The 16,508-nt window shown below is 57.9% G+C and carries 12 protein-coding genes; 3 read left to right on the top strand and 9 right to left on the bottom strand.

All coding sequences use genetic code 11. The features are described 5' to 3' along the window. Positions 1-11 precede the first annotated feature (11 nt). Genes ACPT9Q_RS06825 through ACPT9Q_RS06790 form a run of 8 tightly spaced genes read right to left on the bottom strand, consistent with a single transcriptional unit; the run spans position 12 to position 10,777 of the window. Positions 12-704, bottom strand: coding sequence for an MjaI family restriction endonuclease (locus ACPT9Q_RS06825; RefSeq protein ID WP_017873516.1), 693 nt, complete (start codon positions 702-704; stop codon positions 12-14). After that, the gene (locus ACPT9Q_RS06820; RefSeq protein ID WP_427365360.1) at positions 670-1,938 is read right to left on the bottom strand and encodes a DNA methyltransferase; all 1,269 of its coding nucleotides are present in this window, start codon (positions 1,936-1,938) and stop codon (positions 670-672) included. Before ACPT9Q_RS06820 ends, ACPT9Q_RS06825 begins: the two co-directional genes overlap by 35 nt. Continuing rightward, positions 1,935-3,044: a uroporphyrinogen decarboxylase family protein gene (locus ACPT9Q_RS06815; RefSeq protein ID WP_427365359.1), complete on the bottom strand. Its 1,110-nt coding sequence runs from the start codon at positions 3,042-3,044 to the stop codon at positions 1,935-1,937. The genes ACPT9Q_RS06820 and ACPT9Q_RS06815 overlap by 4 nt, the downstream gene beginning before the upstream one ends. Then, positions 3,045-3,440, bottom strand: a complete 396-nt coding sequence (locus tag ACPT9Q_RS06810; RefSeq protein ID WP_017873218.1) for a secondary thiamine-phosphate synthase enzyme YjbQ — start codon at positions 3,438-3,440, stop codon at positions 3,045-3,047. 11 nt (positions 3,441-3,451) lie between these two features. Then, positions 3,452-5,398, bottom strand: coding sequence for an ATP-binding protein (locus ACPT9Q_RS06805; protein WP_427365358.1), 1,947 nt, complete (start codon positions 5,396-5,398; stop codon positions 3,452-3,454). Between the two features lie 11 nt (positions 5,399-5,409). After that, positions 5,410-6,498, bottom strand: coding sequence for a hypothetical protein (locus ACPT9Q_RS06800; protein ID WP_427365357.1), 1,089 nt, complete (start codon positions 6,496-6,498; stop codon positions 5,410-5,412). Then, positions 6,468-9,629 carry an AAA family ATPase gene (locus ACPT9Q_RS06795; RefSeq protein ID WP_427365356.1) on the bottom strand — a complete coding sequence of 1,054 codons (3,162 nt, stop codon included), beginning with the start codon at positions 9,627-9,629 and terminating at the stop codon, positions 6,468-6,470. The genes ACPT9Q_RS06800 and ACPT9Q_RS06795 overlap by 31 nt, the downstream gene beginning before the upstream one ends. Then, positions 9,626-10,777, bottom strand: a complete 1,152-nt coding sequence (locus ACPT9Q_RS06790; RefSeq protein WP_427365355.1) for a metallophosphoesterase family protein — start codon at positions 10,775-10,777, stop codon at positions 9,626-9,628. The genes ACPT9Q_RS06795 and ACPT9Q_RS06790 overlap by 4 nt, the downstream gene beginning before the upstream one ends. A gap of 145 nt (positions 10,778-10,922) precedes the next feature. Between ACPT9Q_RS06790 and ACPT9Q_RS06785 the strand changes: the two genes are divergently transcribed. The 3 genes from ACPT9Q_RS06785 to ACPT9Q_RS06775 are packed head-to-tail and all read left to right on the top strand — an operon-like array spanning position 10,923 to position 14,927. Further along, positions 10,923-11,390, top strand: coding sequence for a MarR family transcriptional regulator (locus tag ACPT9Q_RS06785; RefSeq protein ID WP_017873223.1), 468 nt, complete (start codon positions 10,923-10,925; stop codon positions 11,388-11,390). After that, positions 11,387-13,114, top strand: coding sequence for an ABC transporter ATP-binding protein (locus ACPT9Q_RS06780; protein ID WP_427365354.1), 1,728 nt, complete (start codon positions 11,387-11,389; stop codon positions 13,112-13,114). Before ACPT9Q_RS06785 ends, ACPT9Q_RS06780 begins: the two co-directional genes overlap by 4 nt. Continuing rightward, positions 13,107-14,927: an ABC transporter ATP-binding protein gene (locus ACPT9Q_RS06775; RefSeq protein ID WP_427365353.1), complete on the top strand. Its 1,821-nt coding sequence runs from the start codon at positions 13,107-13,109 to the stop codon at positions 14,925-14,927. Before ACPT9Q_RS06780 ends, ACPT9Q_RS06775 begins: the two co-directional genes overlap by 8 nt. Here the strand turns inward: ACPT9Q_RS06775 and glpK are convergent. Then, complete coding sequence (glpK, locus tag ACPT9Q_RS06770; RefSeq protein ID WP_427365352.1) at positions 14,891-16,405, bottom strand: glycerol kinase GlpK; 1,515 nt, start codon at positions 16,403-16,405, stop codon at positions 14,891-14,893. The two genes, ACPT9Q_RS06775 and glpK, sit on opposite strands and share 37 nt — an antisense overlap. Positions 16,406-16,508: the final 103 nt, after the last annotated feature.

Below are 16,508 nucleotides of genomic sequence, written 5' to 3'. Positions count from 1 at the left end.
CGGAGAACACCCTAAGCTTCAGGTCCTGTCATCCTCTGAAGCCTCCGGATTTCTCGACGAATCTCTTCGAGAACATCGGTATTCCAGATGCGTTTCCTGCCACCCCGCTCGGTCACAGAAAAAACGATGAAAACCCGTCCCCCCTGTTCCTGGTGAAAGCGCTCATGAGCATCCTGCATCCATTGTTGCCACTTGTGCAGTTCTGGCGTTTGACTGTACGTGATAGGTTTCACCTGAATGCCAACATAGCGGTTGCCAACGGGAATGAAAAAATCAACACTGTAGCGGCGGTCCCAGCTATCCGGTGCGGGCTGGAGCTTGACACCGAGCAGTTGCTCAAGCTGTTCGTAAACTGTGTGTTTTTCGGTCACATACCCTGCATACGTTCGGTGAATCACCACCTCACGCACATAGGCGATGCAATCCTCCTCGGTGACCTCCGCTACTTCCTTCCGAAGCTGTTCGCTGATTTTCGCAAAGAGCCGGCGCCCAACCTCTTCAAGGTGCTCCGCCATGGTGCGACCAAACATCCGCCATCCCGAAGGGACGTGCTTTTTAGGGACCTGTTCATAGTAGTACTGCTCCCACTCTTCCTCGCTCCTTGGAGCACAGACTCGGATAGCCTCTGCAAGCCGACCAACGTACTTCGGCCGGTTCAATTGCCACCGATTAAAAGCAATGTTCAGCACCCATTCCTTTGACATTCCTCTGCGCCTCCAGCTTGAGGAATTTCTCCCGATACCTGTGGGGCAAGTCTTTCTCTGCAAGGGCAAGGCCCATCTCGACCATCTTTCGATTCACAAAGAGTTTATTCTCAAGATACAGATAGACCGGAAGTAAACCTCCCTGGGCTTTTGGTGGAAGGTCAAAACGCAGAACAACACGCTTGCCCAGAACATACCGGCGCAGGTACTCCAGGGCCTTCTCACGCCGATCAGGTGGGACGGAAATCCCAAGGAGGGTCACTAGGAGACCATTGTCCATCCTGAGTGTACAGTCATCGTGTACGGCCACAACTCTATACTGTGCTTCAGAACCAAAGCGGAGCTTTTTCGGGTCCACAAGAGGTACGGCGTCCTGGACCCTGGGCCTATAGCCTTCGGGTGGTTCTACAGGAGGATAAATACCTTCCCGGAACAAGAAAGATACAGGAAGAAGGCCGATTTTCTCCTTCATGATGGGGAGGAAATCCCGCTGGATTTCGTAACCGATACCCCTTCTTCCAAGCTCCAGCGCCACCTTCACCGTGGTACCGCTTCCCAGAAAGGGGTCAAGAACGGTTTCTCCGGGGAAGGAAAACATACGAATGAGGCGCCGAGGGAGTTCTTCGGGAAACATCGCCTCGTGGTCGATCTGCCGTTCCCCGCCAAAGGTCCAGTGACCGGAGAAGAACTCCTTCCATTCATCCCGGCTCATCCGTGCAGCCTCTTTGAGGTCTTGTGAGACCTTCCCGGAGCTTCCGGGCTTTTTAAAAAGCAGGATGAACTCATAGTCCAGTTCAACAATACCGTTTGGGGGATAGGGAAAGGACCCCATGACCACCGCTCCCCCGGTGGTCCTCATGGTCGTCTTCTTCTGCCAGATGATGGCCCCCATGTAATCAAAACCGATGGTCTCACACTGAGCGATGACCTCAGCATGAAGAGGAATGACCTTGTAACGGCCATAAATACATGCCCGGGCGAACTGGTCGCCTATATTGACGCAGAGCCTTCTTCCGGGAAGCAATACCCGCCAGCATTCCCTGAAAACCCGGGCAAGATCGAGGAGATACTCATGAAGCGTCTGTCCGTAGCCTATCTGCCCCGGCACCCCATAGTCTTTGAGGTGCCAGTAGGGAGGTGAGGTCACCACAAGGGAAACGCTTTCATCCTCGATTTCCCTCATGTTCCGGCTATCGCCGATGATGACTTTCCCTTCTACGCCCAGAGATGTCACCCCCAGAACCTCAACCCCTCATCGAGCATCACCAGGTACTGCTCAAGGGGGACGTAGTTCGCAATGGAGTTCCCCGACCCCAGGGCAAAACCACCCTGTAAGGCACAGGCTTCAAGAATACTCCGAACGTACCGGCGAAGGTCTGCCTCCGGAAGACGGATGAGTTTGTCCAGGTCAACCCCACCAAGAGCAGCAACGTTCTGTCCGTACCGTTTCACAAACTCCGTCACCGGGAGGATTTCATCCTGGAAGGAGTGGAAGGCATTGATGGGAACACGCTCGAGGAACGCGTCGAACACCCCGTAGATGTTCCCGCAGGAGTGGAGGAAGTAGGACTTCCCCTTCTCGTGGGCAAGGGCGCAGAGCTTTTCATGCCAGGGGAAGACAAAATCCTCGAGGTCTTTTGGAGAGAGGAAGGTGGCGCTTCTAAACCCCCAGTCGTCCCCCTGGAAGATGCCCCCCACGATGTCAAGGTCGATGAGCTGCCGGTAGAAGGAAAGGGTGACTTCCCCCACCCGCTCAAAGACCGCCTGGACGAGAGGCCGGTTTTCGTGGAGGAGGACGGCAAGGCCCTCAAAGCCAAGGAGGATTTCGCTCACCACCTCAAAGACCCCGCTACAGGCGTTCAAAAGCAGCTTCATCCCCTCGGGAAGAAGGGACGAAAGGAGTTCATAGGGAGAGTAATCAAAACCTGCCGCATCAGGCCAGGGGTAGCGCTCAAAATCGTCCCAAGACGCAATCACCCCCGAGGACTCTTCAACCCACTCCCGCACCCCCCGGGAAAAGAGTGCGGTGTCTTCTCCTTTTCGGGTTTTCCCCACAAAGCGAAGCCCCATCCCGGGCACGTCCACGAAGATGCAGTAGTCGTACCCCAGGCGTTTGTAGAACTGGACAGACTGGCGGAGGAAAAGGGGCATGGTCTCGGGCGCAGGCGGTGCAGGGGTTTCCCCAAAGAGCCTGCGGGTCACCTCCGCAATGATTTCCGGGTCAACGAGGAGTTCCACAAAGTGGACCCGTCGGGGAGGCTTTTTTCGAGCCAGAACAGCGACAAACTCGGCAAAATCCGGGGCGAAACGGTCTTCAGCGATCCACTCGAGGATACGCATTTACTCCCCCACAACCTGGACCCAGACCCGGCGTGTCCTCGGCCCATCGAACTCGCAGAGGAAAATCCCCTGCCAGGTCCCAAGAAGGAGTTTCCTATCTTCAAAGAGGACGCTCACCGACGGCCCCACAATGGAAGCCTTCACGTGGGCCGGGGAATTCCCCTCCCCATGCTCATAGGGGAGGTTCTCGGGAACGGCATGACGGAGCCCCCGGAGGATATCAAGGACCACATCCGGGTCGGCACTTTCGTTGATCGTGACCCCTGCGGTCGTATGGGGAACGTATACCGCACAGATCCCCCGCGTTTTCCCCGATTCCTCGATTGCTCGGCGGACAAAGGAAGTGATGTTCACGAGTTCCTCTTTCCTCCGTGTCGCTACCGTGAACTCATACATGGTTCCACCTCCTACTCGAAGAGCTTTCGGAACTCTTCTTCGGAAAGAGAGACGACGCCTTCGCCATATCGCAACAATCGTTTCTCCTCAGAAGTTGCCCAGGGCGTGAGAGGGAAACGGACGGTGAGGGGGAGACGGAAAAAGGGCTGGTCCACGATGACCTCCCCGGGGAGTAGTGCCGCCGCCTTCTCCCGCAGGATGCCCTGAAGGTGTGCGTACTCTTCCTTGCTGAGTTCGGCGTACTTCTGTCTTCCCACCACCGTCGTTGCCGCCTGGGTCACCACGCGGTAATCCACCTGAGAGGCAGTCTGCTCTGCCCCGATAAGGACAATCCGGAAGGACCGGCCCCGTTCAGCCACATCCCGGAAAATCTGTCCGAGGGGCCCACCACCCTCCCGGGGGGCGTATTTGTTGAGTTCATCAAGGTAAATGAAGACCGGTTCTTTCAGGAGATCCTGTTCTTTCGCCCAGAGAATTTCCCGGAGCACTGCACCCACAACGAAAGTTTGCCCCCGGGAAGAGAGCTTGGCGATGTCCACCACCGTCACCCCCGCAGGACGGTTCCAGGGTAGGATATACTCGGGAACAGGGGGATGGTGGAAAACGACGGTGCGGGAGGGAAGGATGCTCCGCCACAGCCTGTCAAGGCCGCTCCGCTCCGCGAGACGTAACCTCCGGGAAATGGCAAGGACCGTTTTGTCTTCAATCTTCTCGCTCCCAAGAGCCGTCGCCAGCGCCCTGGCCCCCTGCTCTCCCTCCTCAGTATACCCATGGAGGAGCTCGATGAGGTCCTTCAGAGAATTCGGAAGCCCGAATCTCTGAAGCATCCACTTTGGGTCCTGGCCGCACACCGCAAGGTACAGCCGCACCAGTGTCCGGTCATCAAGGCCTTCGCAGGAAAAACGGATGTTCTCCTCAAGGTACGGAGTGTCCCGCGAGAAGAGCTCTGCCCTGGCTTCCCTGACAAGACATGTGTACTGGTCATAGAGGAATTCCTCAATCACCGAGACCGCCAGAGCAAAATTCGGGTTCCTCTCGAGCTCCTCCGGGTCAAAGAAGAGCGGCAGGAGGTGGAGCTCGGCAATGTCGAGAATGTCCCATCCGTAGACGCTCACCCGGTCACGGGAGTGACGGATGTCGGGTCGGCCGTCTTTCCTTGGAGGAACGGCCACGGTAACACCCTCAAAGGGCCGGGCGTCCACACCAAAACGCCGGAACATGTCCTCCCAGAGCTGGGCTTCTCTTGAGCCCTTTGCCTCTTCCCATTCGCTATTCCAGTGGTCAAGAAACAGGAGGCTTTCGCCCTTCACGTTGAAGACGATGGCCCGGCTATCCCGCAAGAATGTGGCCACATCTCCTGAGAGAAAGCACTCCGGGGCGCGAGGGTAGTTGAGCATCATCCAGAGGAGGAAGGTGGCGTAGGAGGTTTTTGCCGCCACACCTGACTGGCCGCTGACGTTCACATGGGCTCCGTTGTCCCCAAGGAGGTACCGTACATCGAGGTACGCCACCTCGTTATTCGAGAGCACTCCACAGGGAAGGGCCCGCTTTGCCCGTTTCACCTCGTCAAACCCCAGCGCCACATCGGTCTCCTCGGGGGGGACGAGGAAAACCCTCTCCCCCACGGGCGGAGGGACAAGAGGGGGAACGGTGACAAAACTCTCCCCTTCCTTTTTCAGGGTTCTCGTCACCACCACCTGCCCAAGGTAAATCGTCACACCACTGTACCGTCCCTCAGCATAGGCCTCCTCCTGGTACCCCGTGGTGACCGTCCCGTCCCAGGAGGCCACCACCTCGTTCACCACGCCATACAGCCGAAAGGTTTCCTCCCCCCAGGAGAAGTCTACCCGCACAATCGCCTCAAGACGAATCCCAGAAGCAAAGGCAGGGCGCATCCGCACCCAGAAGGTGTAGGGAGTGACTTCCCGCAATCCCGTGACAGTACCAATCTCTTCCAATTTCTCCCACCTCACTCTTCAAGGCGTTCCCGCACCAACGAGGGATTTTTCTCCCAGAGTACCCGCTGCACGAGTTCCCGCACAAACCCTGAGGGGGCAAAGTGCTGGGCCAGACGTTCCTCAAGGGCAATGATCGGGAAGAGGTTTTCCGGAAGCCTCCGCCAGGGGTAATCCCCCGTGAGCTCAGGCAAAACCTGCGCCAGGCCGTCAAAGAGGCGGGTAATGTCAGGACGAAGGGCGGGGAACTGCTCCTCGGGAACCACAACCTCCAGGCGAACCAGACCCTTCCAGGGGAAAGCGGGATCCTCCACCAGGCGGACGTAGGAGAATACCCGCAGGACGTCGGTGCGGTCCTGGCGCAGAAACCCCACAACGGCTGGGGTTCTGCGGCCACGGGGGAGACGAAGAAGAGACTCAAGCCATTCCTGAGGGAGGCGGAGCTCCTCCACCCCCTTCACGAGACCACAGGGGCCGACCCCGGGGATGAAGGTGGGAGGATCGATGAGGTGGATGGTGCCGTCTTTGACGACCGGGACACGCCGGTCAAGGAGCCGGCGTACTTCTTCTCGTTCCAGGCGCTGCATGGCGTTAAGAACGGCTTGCCGGGCGACCTCGGTGTCGGCAAAAATCCTTGCTCCCCGCCGTGTCTCCTCAAGGCGGAAAACCATCCCCATGCCCAGGTCGATCTCCGGATGCTCCACCACTGCCCGAAGGGCAAGCTCTTCTCCTGCTCCGAGAACCCGCGCAAAAGACGGAGGCGAGGAGGGAGAAAACCCAAAAGAGAGCCCTCTGCCCCTCTCCCACTGTACCCAGGAAGCGGCAACCTCGGCCAGAAGCAACACTGCAGTGCGGTAGAGAATCCGCACATGGATGCGGGCCTTCCCATCCACAAAGCACACCCGGTCAAAAGCCGGAAGCGAAAGGTCCTGGGGGAATTCCCGCCATTCTTCGCTCTCCCAGAGGTCCCTGGGAGCAAGAGGGATATCTTCACCCACTTCGCGGTGGAAAAAGGCCTCGTCCTCCGTGTACCAGTGGTCCACCTGGGTGAATCCTCCCCGAAGCAACGCCCCTATGTCACGATGCTTTCGGTCTTCTTCCACCGTACTGCCCCCTCTCTGACCTCAAGCTGCACCGGGAAGTACCCGGCAAAATCCGGATCGTGGGTCACCACCCCCACCATTTTCCCCTCCCGGCTCAGACGGAAAATGGCATCAGCCACGAGATCAAGGTGTTCCCGGTCAAGGGACGAGAAACCCTCATCGATGAAGAGGCACTCCGTTCTGCGAGCGTAACTTTTCTCGAGCTTGAGACTCGAAAGGGCCAAAGCCAGGGCCAGGGCAATCAGGGTCTTCTCCCCGCCTGAACACTCCTCCGGCAGGCGCTCTCCTCCACCGAACTTTCGGTCAAGAACCGCAAGGTCCGCCATGCCCCTGCGCATCTGCATCCGCAGTGCATATCGCTCCCCTGAGAGTTTCCGGAGAATCCGGGAACCCTCCTCTTCAAGGCGGGCGAAAAAGAGCCGGAGTAGATAGTTCTTGAACCCGCCCACCTCAAGCGCCTGCTGCAAATCCACATGAACCCGGTACTCCTTCATTCTCTGGCCCACCGTCTCGCGGAGTTCCTTCCACTCTCTCTGCTTCTCTTCGTTCTGCCGGAGCCTCTCCCGAACCTCTCCAAGGCGTTTGTGGAGGAGAGACACCCGCTCCTCAAGGTCCTGAGCTTCCTTCTGCCACCGAGCAAATGTCTCCTCGAGTTCGTCCTCAGCAAGGCCGAGCTCGGCAAAAAGCCGCTCCTTCTCCTTCCGCTGCTCTGCTATTCGCCTTTCCAGTCCTTCAAGCTCCCCTTCCAGGCGATGGAGCACTTCCCGCCAGTTCCCCCGTTCTCTATCCCGCAACCGGCAGTACGTGGCTTCATCCCACCCTCGCTTCTTGAGCTCTTCAAGAAAGGCCTGCCGGAGGCGTTCCTCTTCCTGACCCAGGGAGCGCTGGTCCTGCAAGAGCTCCAAAAGGCGTTCCTTCAGCCGGTTTCCATCCCCCTCAAGAAGCATGATGTGCTCCCTTTTGGCCCTGATTTCCGCTCCAAGGCGCACAACCTCCTGCCCGGCTCTCTGAAGCCTCCTTTTGAGGTCCTCGGCAAAGGCAAAAAAGGCCTCCTCAGGTACCCCACTCTCAGCAACTCCCCATAACGCACAGTACTCCCCAAGGACTGTTCGCTGTCGCTTAAGCTCTGCTTGCAGTGCCTCTAAGGTGGCGGTTATACTCTCAAGACGCTGCATCTCTTCTTGCAACCGCTCTTCAAGTGAGGCAATCCGTCCTTCAAGGGCAACCAGGTCCTTCCGGAACACTTCCACTTCCCTCTGCAGTGCCTCCCTGGCCTTCCCCTGGGACCTCACCCAATCGCGGAAACGGGAAAGGTTCAGCACATCCTGCTCGGGGTACCCGCAGCTCTCAAGACTCTCTCTGATGCGCTGATGCAGCTTTTGCAGCTCTCGACTGAGAATCTCCTCCCTCTTCCCCACTTCCTCAAGGTCTCTGAGGGCTCTTTCCTCCTCCTCTTTAAGCTCCACAATGCTCCGGAGGAGGTGTTCTCTCTGCGACGCAAGGCGGGTGAGGCGCCCATGGAATTCCCGGTACTCCTCCTCAAGCGCAAGGATATCCACCCGCACCCTTTCCCCTTCCGGGAACGGCACCGCGCTCCCACACACCGGACATACCCCGTGGCGACGCCACTCCTCCTCAAGTTCCCCAACCACAAAGGCCTTGACCCCAAAGCGGTACTTTGCCTCACGGTCCTCTCTCTGGGTTTCGAGTTCCCGCAAAGAAGCCTCAAGCGTTTCCTGCTCCTTCAAAAGTCCAAGCAGTTTCTCCTTTTGCCTTGCAAGCTCTCCTTCGATTCTCCGCCGCTCCTCCTTAACCTGCCTCAGCTCCTGGTGCTTTTCCCGTTCCTCAGGAACAAGGGCGTCAAGAACCCGGGTTGCCTCTTCAATCTGTGCCCAGGTACACTCCATCCTGGCAAGACAGGCCTCCCGTTCTTCGAGCGCCTTCGCTTTCCTCTCCCGTTCTCTCAAAAGGTCTTCGTGTTCCCTCACAAGCTCCTGGATTCTTGTCCTGAGTTTCTGCCCTTCCCTCTCCCAGAATACGCACTCCTCTCTGCACCTCCGGATATCCTCAAAAAGGGGCTGCCCCCGCTCCTCAACCTCCCGGACAAGGCGCTCGAGCTTTTTCTTCTCCTCGAGGGAACACCTCTCCTCCCTGAGGAGCTCTTCCAGGGACTTTTTGGCCGAAAGAAGGTCCTCTTCGGCCTTCCTGAGGTCTTCCCCAGTCCTTGCTACCTCCTGATTCACCCGCTCAAGGAGCTCTACCTTTGCCCTCCAGGGCCTCTCAAAGGCCTCACAGAGACGGTGTGCCAGCTCAATATCATCGTCTTCCTGAATTTTCGGTCGCACCTCTTCGCAGCGCTTGCGGAGGACAGAAAGTTGTTCCTCGCTTTCCCGGAGCTTCCGGAGGATTTCCCCAAGCTGCCTCATCTTCTCCAGGCGCTTCTGCAGGTTCTGGCGCCGGGACCTGGCACTCTCGAGTTCCTGCTCGATGTTTCTCACCTCTTCCCGGAGTCGCACCTCCTCTCCAGGAAGGTCCTCGGCTTCAAGCAGGCGAAGCCTTTCCTGCCGCGATCCGAGTTCCCCCTCAAGAGCCCTCATCTTGCCTCGAACCTGCTCGCGGATTCTGTCGAGGATGTCAAGGCCAAAGAGGCTACTCAGGATCCTGAAGCGGTCCGCCGAAGACGCTTCAACAAAGGCCAGGGTTTCTCCCTGGGGAAGGAACACAGAGGACCGGAAGGTCAGGGCATCACAGCCGAGGAGCTCTTCAATACGCTTGTTGACCCCCTGCTCCCCAGAGGCCACCGGCTTCCACCGCTCCTTCTCGTACTGCTCGAGGTAGGCCACACCCCCCTGCTTTGCCGAGTACTCCCGGGTAACCCGGAACTTCTTCTCCCCAAGGAGGAACTCAAGCTGCACCCGTAAGGCTTTTTCGGGACTCCCCCGGTAAATGAGCTCCTTTTTCCCTCGTTCAGAACGAATCCCCCGGCCATACAGGGCGAAGTACATCGCCTCAAGAAGCGACGACTTTCCTGCTCCGTTGGGACCCACAATGACGAAGAGGTCTGAGGGAAACTCAAGTTCTGCACGCTCAAGCCCCAGAAAACGCTCAACCCGAAGACGCAGTGGTCTCATTCTTGATCTTCCTCAAAAGCCCTGTGGTAGTATACTTCAAAAAGCCGCACCACGTCCTCCGAAAGCCCCTCCTCCTCAGCAAACCGGGCGAAAAGCTCCGGTAGCGCCGCTATATCGAACGAGGCCTGGTCGCTTTCTTGACGATCCTCCTCATCCCAGACCGCCTCAACCACCACCACCTCGAAGTGTTCTCCCCGGAGGCGGCGGAGTTCCGTGAACCACTCAGGAGAAAGTATTTCCCCCGGAATCCGGAGCCGCACATAGTTCCGTCGGCCGTTGCGCAGCCGCTCCTCAATGAGGCGGCGAACCTCCAAAACCCCAAGGGGCCTTTCGAGGTCTATGCTCAGAAGGGCAGAGCTTTCAAAGAACACCGGGCAAATCCTGGGTCTTTCCCCAAAAACGAGCTCCACCAGCACAAAGCCACCCTTCTGGTCAGGGTTTTTGAAGTTCTCCGGAACAAGGGACGAGGGGTAACAGAGAGGGAAGGGAGTCTCAAGAACCGTGTACCCGTGGAGATGCCCCAGAGCACCGTAGGAGAAACCATGGGGGAAATCGGCCTTTTTGAGGAAGATTTCCCGGGAAGCATTGGCCTCAGCGTAGAAGGCCAGCTCTTCCACCGTCAGATGACCGAGGAGAATGTGGAAATGGCGGGGATTGAACGAGTTCTTCCACTTCTCCATGGTGCGCCGAAGGTGGTCCCTCACCATGGCCTGAACCGTTTCCCCGGGGTGATCAGCAAGGAACCTCGAGAGTGGCAGATAGGGGATCGGGAAAATGGTCACCCCAAGCTCCGGAAAACTCCGCGGCTCCATATCCCGGATGACTGTGATGCTTTTGGGGAACACCCGCTGCAGGGCTTCCACGGCGTACCAGTCATGGTTCCCGATGAGCCACACGAAAGGAGCGACCTCCGCAAGTTCCACAATGACCTCAGCGGCAAGCTGGATGGCCTCCCTGGGGGGATGGTAGTACTGGTGGAAGAGGTCCCCGGCATGGAGCACAAGGTCAACCCGTTCGTCTCTTGCCACCCGAATGAGCTTTTCCAGGCACTCCCGCTGTTCCTCCAGGCGGTCAATCTCCCGGTGACTCTTCCAGGAAACAAGCCCAAGATGCCAGTCGGCGGTGTGGAGTATTTTGAGCGGTCGCATTACCACTCCCCGAAAATATTGTAGCATAATCCTCCGGGTACCCTTCAGGATGTTCGGCAAACCCAAAAACTCAAGGAGCACACATTGACACCCTGCAGGGCCGATGGTATTATTTTTAGACGTCTAAATAAAGGAGGAAGAACCGTTGAGGAATCAGGGAACATCGCTTCACGATGCTCTCCTCCAGGTCATTCGATACCACTTCATCCGGTACCACCAGCTCCTTGGGACCATTGGACTCTACAGAGGGCAACCGCCTATCCTTGGCATGCTCTGGGAAAAGGATGGACGAACACAGAAAGACATCGCCGAAGCCCTGGGCCTCCGTCCTCCCACAGTCACCATTATCCTCCGGCGCATGGAGAAAAACGGGCTGGTGCGGCGGGAAACTGACCCAGAGGACCTGAGGGCTGTGCGGGTGTACCTTACCGAGCGCGGGAGAAACCTGCAAAAGGAGGTCGAAAGGATTCACCGCGTCCTCGAAAAAGAGTGCTTCTCCGGGTTCACCCAAAACGAACGACGGCGCCTCCACGAGTTCCTCATCCGTATCCGGGAGAACCTGGAAAAAGCCACGGGAAGGTACCACACCTCTTTAGAGGAGGGAGACCGGTGAAGAAACTCCTCTCTTACCTTCGGCCCTACTGGAAAGCCGTTCTCCTGGCCCCGCTTCTTATGGTTGTCGAGGTCATCTGTGACCTCTCGCAACCTGCGCTCCTTGCCCGGATTGTGGACCACGGGATTGCCCGGGGGGATACGTCCCTTGTCCTCCGGACCGGAATGCTCATGGTGGCCATAGCCCTCGTAGGCGCAGCCGGTGGCATCGGCTGTACGGTGTTCGCAAGCTCCGCCAGCCAGAACTTCGGCAGGGACCTCCGGAGAGACCTCTTCAGGAAGATCCTTACTCTTTCCTGTGCCGATCTTGACCGCTTTTCCTGCGGGACACTCCTCACCCGCCTCACGAACGACGTGACCCAGCTCCAGAATGTCGTCCTTGCCGCCCTGCGCATCGTCGTTCGGGCGCCACTCCTTTTCCTGGGGGGAACAGTGATGGCGGTGGTCATGGCTCCCCGCTTTGCGCCCTTCATCTTCACCGCCATTGCCCTTGAGGTCGCCGTTTTCTCCATCCTCTTCAAAAAGGGCGTCCCCCTCTTTGCCCGGGTCCAGGAGAAGATTGACCGGCTCAACACCATCATCCGGGAAAACCTTGCAGGAATCAGGGTCATCCGTGCCTTCACGCAGGAGGCACGGGAAAAGGAGCGCTTCTTCAGGGCCTCGAGAGACCTCACCAAAGCCACAGTGCAGGCATTCCTCCCCATGGTGACCTTCCTGCCTCTTGTGCTCCTCATCATGAACCTGAGCATTGTCGCCGTTCTCTGGGTTGGAGGGCAATCGGTCATTGCAGGTCGCATGGAGGTCGGGTCCATCATGGCGCTGACCAGCTACGTTTTCCAGATCCTCTTCTCCCTCATGATGATCGGGCACATCCTGACCTCGGTGAGCCGGGCAAGCGCTTCGGGGAAACGGGTCATTGCCATCCTCGAGCAGGAAGCCACAATCCGCAACCCCCTTGTGCCCGATACCACCCCGATCACCCGGGGCGAAGTGGTCTTCCGGGACGTCTCCTTCTCGTACCACGGTGAGCCGGTGCTTTCCGGAATTTCCTTCACCGTCCATCCCGGGGAGACCGTGGCCATCGTGGGCACGACAGGTGCAGGGAAATCGACACTGCTTTTCCTCATCATGCGCTTTTACGATCCCCTCTCCGGAGAGATTCTCATCGACGGCATCGACATCCGCACAAAAGACCTCAAGGTCCTGCGAAGCGCCATAAGCGCAGTCTTCCAGGAACCGCTGCTCTTCTCGGGGACCATAGAGGACAACATCCGCCTGGGGAACGAGGGAGCATCGTTTGAGGAAGTGGTCGAGGCAGCCAAAATCGCCCAGATCCACGACTTCATCATAAGCCTTCCCGAGGGGTACAGAACGCCTGTAGGTTTGCGGGGCGTCACCCTCTCAGGGGGGCAGAAACAGCGCCTGACCCTCGCCCGGGCCCTTTTGAGAAAACCGGTAATCCTCCTCCTTGACAACTGTACGAGCGCCGTGGACGCGGCCACCGAAAAACGGATCTTCGAGGGACTCATGCGGTGGCGGTTCCCGTGCACCAAATTCATCGTTACCCAGCGCATCACAGCGGTAACTCAAGCCGACCGCATCCTTGTCCTTGACCGGGGACGACTCGTGGCCTCAGGAAAACATGAGGAGCTCCTTGAAATTTCCCCACTCTACCGGGAAATGTACGAGCTCCAGGCAGGAAGGGAGGAAGTCACCCGTGTCTAAACCACCCTTTCCCGTGCTGCGGCGAGGACCGGGACACGTTCCCGAACCTCTGGAGCAGCCGGAGGATTTCTGGAAAACGCTCCGGAAGCTCTGGCAGTACCTGAGAACCCAAAAACTCAGGATCATCCTCGTTGTTCTTTGTGTTGCCGCCGGGGCAATATGCACGCTTTCTGGGCCTTACCTCATCGGGAAAGCCATTGATGAGGCCATCCTTCCACGGAACCTCGTCACCCTCCTGAGGTACACCCTGTTCCTCGTTGCGCTGTACCTTGGGGCATCCCTTTTTGCGTTCCTCCAGGAACGCCTGGCGGTCGCTCTCTCCCAGGACGTGGCGCTTGCGCTTCGTAACGAAGCCTTCTCCTTCCTCCATGCCCTTCCCCTTCGCTTTTTCGATACCCACAACCACGGTGACATCATGAGCCGTCTCACAAACGACATCGACACCATCGGGAGCACCTTGGCAACGGTGGCCACCCAGACCATTGCGAGCTTTGTGACCCTTGCGGGCACGGTGGTGGTCATGTTCACCCTCCACCGAATGCTCGCCCTCGTTGCGCTTTCTGCCATTCCCCTGACCCTCTGCGCAACACGCTTTGTGACCAGGAGAACACGGGAAACCTTTCTCGCCCAGCAGACGATCCTGGGCCAGCTCAACGGCATCCTCGAGGAAGACCTCACCGGGCTCAGGGTCCTCAAGGCCTTCATGCGGGAAGAGCGGGAATTCGCCAGATTCTCTTCGGTCAACGAGAACCTCGCCGCAGTGGGGGTCCGGGCGCAAATCTGCGCCGGCATCATGGGGCCGCTCATGAACGTCATCGGTAACCTGAACCTTGCGTTCCTTGCGGGGTTTGGAGGGTGGTTTGTCCTCAGGGGCGCAGCAAGCATCGGAACCATTGCGAGCTTCATCGCCTATTCCCGGCAGTTCATCCGACCCGTCAACGAACTCGCCATGCAACTCAACACGCTTCAGTCAGCCATGGCAAGCAGCGAGCGGGTCTTCGCCCTCCTTGAGGAAACTCCGGAACCTCCCGACGCATCGAACGCCCTGGAACCCCAGGAAATCCGCGGGGCCGTGGAATTCCGAAATGTCACGTTCTCGTACCGGAAGGGCGTTCCCGTGCTCAAGAACGTGAGCTTTTCTGTGGAGCCGGGACAGGTTGTGGCGCTCGTTGGGCCGACCGGAGCAGGAAAGACCACCATCGTCAGCCTCCTTGCCCGCTTCTATGAGCCGGAAAGTGGTACCATCCTCATCGACGGCATGGACATCCGGAGGATACGACGGGAACGCCTGCGGTCACTCCTTGGCATCGTCCTTCAGGACACGTATCTCTTTGCCACCACCGTCCGGGAGAACATCCGCTACGGACGCCCCGAAGCTCAGGACAGCGAGGTCGAGGAGGCGGCACGTCTTGCCAACGCCGAGCACTTCATCCTGAGCCTTCCCGAGGGGTACGATACCGTCCTCTCCGACGGGGGAGAAAACCTGAGCCAGGGACAGCGCCAGCTCCTCGCCATCGCCCGTGCCTTCCTCGCGAACCCTGCAATCCTCGTTCTTGATGAAGCCACGAGTAACGTCGACACCCACACCGAGCGCCTCATCCAGGACGCAATGCTCCGCCTCATGCGAGGGCGGACGACCTTCATCATCGCCCACCGCCTGAGCACTATCCGTAATGCTGACCTCATCCTTGTCGTGCGGGACGGGGAAATTGTGGAGAGAGGGACCCACAGGGAACTCCTGGAGAAAAAAGGATTCTATTTCTCCCTGTACCTGAGTCAGTTCGGAGAGGAATTCTCCTCAGCCCACCTCTGAGCACGTACTACTGCCTTTTTCCACCCTGCATAGAGTTCTTCCCGGCGTGATGGGCTCATCCGAGGCTCAAAGATTCTCTCCACCTTCCAGTGCTCTGCGATCTCCTCTTTGCTTTTCCAGAACCCTATGCCCAGCCCTGCAAGGTACGCTGCCCCCAGAGCGGTCATCTCTGTAACAGCCGGCCGTACCACCGGAACTCCAAGAATATCCGCCTGGAACTGCATGAGGAAGTTATTCCGTGATGCTCCACCATCAACCCGAAGGGAGGAAAAGGCCTGCCCCGAGTCGGCTACCATGGCCTCGAGGATATCCCTTGTCTCGTAAGCCAGAGACTCAAGGGTGGCCCGGACGATGTGCTCCCGGGTCGTGCCCCGGGTGATGCCGATGATAAGCCCCCGGGCGTACATATCCCAGTACGGTGCACAGAGCCCGGTGAAGGCTGGAACCACGTAAACCCCACCCGTGTCAGGAACGGAACTTGCCAGAAGCTCTGTCTCCGCAACGTTCTGGACAATCCGCAATCCATCCCGTAGCCACTGAAGAGCCGCTCCGCCGATAAACGCCAGACCTTCAAGAGCATACTCGACTTTCCCATCGATATACCAGGCAAGATCCGTGGTTAAACCGCACCGCGAGGGGACAAACTGCTCGCCGATGTTCATCATAAGGGCTAAGGCTGTGCCATAGGTATTCTTGGCCATCCCGGGAGAGAAACATGCCTGTCCAAAAAGGGCAGCCTGCTGATCCCCTGCGACCCCCGAGATGGGAACCTCCCGGCTTCCGAAAATCTCCTGAACCCTCGTGGACGCCATAACTCCACTTGAGGGCACCGGGGTCGGGAGCATTTCTCGAGGAATGCCCAGGATACCAAGCAGCTCCTCGTCCCACTCCAGGGTCCGCACGTTGAAGAGCATGGTTCGCGAAGCATTCGAGTAATCAGTGATGTGCATCGTCCTCCCGGTCAAAAGCCACAGAAGCCATGAATCGACACACCCGGCAAGGACTTCTCCTCTTCGCACAAGCTCCCGGGCCTCAGGGACGTGGTCGAGAATCCAGCGAATTTTGGTCGCTGAAAAATACGCATCGATGGGGAGCCCGGTTTTCTCTCTGATGCTCTTTTCAATACCCCGTGCCTTCAATTTCTCACATATTGGGGCAGTCCTGCGGCATTGCCAGACAATGGCATTGTGTAGAGGTTGTCCTGTCTTTTTATTCCACACCACGGTGGTTTCACGCTGATTGGTAAGACCGATACCAGCAAGCTGGGAAACCTGAATTTTTGCTCTCTCGAGAACTTCGCGTATACAGGTTACCGTGGTTTCCCAGTAATCCCAGGGATTATGCTCCACCCAGCCAGGCTGGGGGTATATTTGTGGAACCTCCCGATACGAAGTGGCTACAATGTTGCCTCCCTGATCCACAAGAATCGCCCGCGTTTCCGTTGTCCCCTGGTCAATGGCTAGAATGTATCTCTCCAACTCTCCCATCCCAGGCATTACAATCTAACTCTTCTTAAGCGAAGAAGGACAATGCTTGAGCTCATGGAGAACTCAGAAAATCGCCTGCAACAGGCCTGCAACA

This window comes from Candidatus Caldatribacterium saccharofermentans, from assembly GCF_050267035.1.
Taxonomy (GTDB): domain Bacteria; phylum Atribacterota; class Atribacteria; order Atribacterales; family Caldatribacteriaceae; genus Caldatribacterium; species Caldatribacterium saccharofermentans.
The sequence above is the reverse complement of the archived record's forward strand: the minus strand, read 5'-3'. Positions and strand labels throughout refer to the sequence as shown.

Excerpts from the sequence above, each read along its gene's own strand:
- ACPT9Q_RS06825 (WP_017873516.1), bottom strand. The coding sequence starts at position 704 with ATGTCAAAGGAATGGGTGCTGAACATTGCTTTTAATCGGTGGCAATTG.
- ACPT9Q_RS06815 (WP_427365359.1), bottom strand. The coding sequence starts at position 3,044 with ATGCGTATCCTCGAGTGGATCGCTGAAGACCGTTTCGCCCCGGATTTT.
- ACPT9Q_RS06810 (WP_017873218.1), bottom strand. The coding sequence starts at position 3,440 with ATGTATGAGTTCACGGTAGCGACACGGAGGAAAGAGGAACTCGTGAAC.
- ACPT9Q_RS06795 (WP_427365356.1), bottom strand. The coding sequence starts at position 9,629 with ATGAGACCACTGCGTCTTCGGGTTGAGCGTTTTCTGGGGCTTGAGCGT.
- ACPT9Q_RS06790 (WP_427365355.1), bottom strand. The coding sequence starts at position 10,777 with ATGCGACCGCTCAAAATACTCCACACCGCCGACTGGCATCTTGGGCTT.